This window comes from Streptococcus infantis, from assembly GCF_047460825.1.
GTDB classification, from domain to species: Bacteria; Bacillota; Bacilli; order Lactobacillales; family Streptococcaceae; genus Streptococcus; species Streptococcus infantis_V.
Genome location: NZ_JASHFO010000080.1, coordinates 1 through 705, shown reverse-complemented (window position 1 = coordinate 705; position 705 = coordinate 1). Strand labels below are relative to the sequence as shown.

General features: G+C 51.1%; 1 protein-coding gene. It reads right to left on the bottom strand.

Annotated elements, in window-relative coordinates:
- Positions 1-705: hypothetical protein (locus tag QM911_RS09900; protein ID WP_414313885.1), on the bottom strand; the 705-nt coding region annotated here is incomplete at both ends.

The following is a 705-nucleotide window of genomic DNA, read 5'->3' as shown; positions in this document are numbered from 1 at the left end:
CAGCAAGCACATCGTCTTCAGAATCAGCCTCAGTAAGCACAACGGCTTCAGCAAGCACAACGGCTTCAGCAAGAACATCGTCTTCAGAATCAGCCTCAGTAAGCACAACGGCTTCAGCAAGCACATCGTCTTCAGAATCAGCATCAGTAAGCACAACGGCTTCAGCAAGTACAACGGCTTCAGCAAGTACAACGGCTTCAGCAAGTACAACGGCTTCAGCAAGTACAACGGCTTCAGCAAGCACATCGTCTTCAGAATCAGCCTCAGTAAGCACAACGGCTTCAGCAAGCACAACGGCTTCAGCAAGCACATCAGCATCAGCAAGCACAACGGCTTCAGCAAGCACATCAGCATCAGCAAGCACGTCAGCATCAGCAAGCACGTCAGCATCAGCAAGCACGTCAGCTTCAGCAAGCACATCAGCTTCTGAATCAACATCAGCTTCTGAATCAACATCAGCTTCAGCAAGCACAACGGCTTCAGCAAGCACAACGGCTTCAGCAAGCACATCATCCTCAGCAAGTACGACGGCCTCAGCAAGCACAACGGCTTCAGCAAGCACAACGGCTTCAGCAAGCACATCGTCTTCAGAATCAGCCTCAGTAAGCACAACGGCTTCAGCAAGCACAACGGCTTCAGCAAGAACATCGTCTTCAGAATCAGCCTCAGTAAGCACAACGGCTTCAGCAAGCACAACGGCTTCAG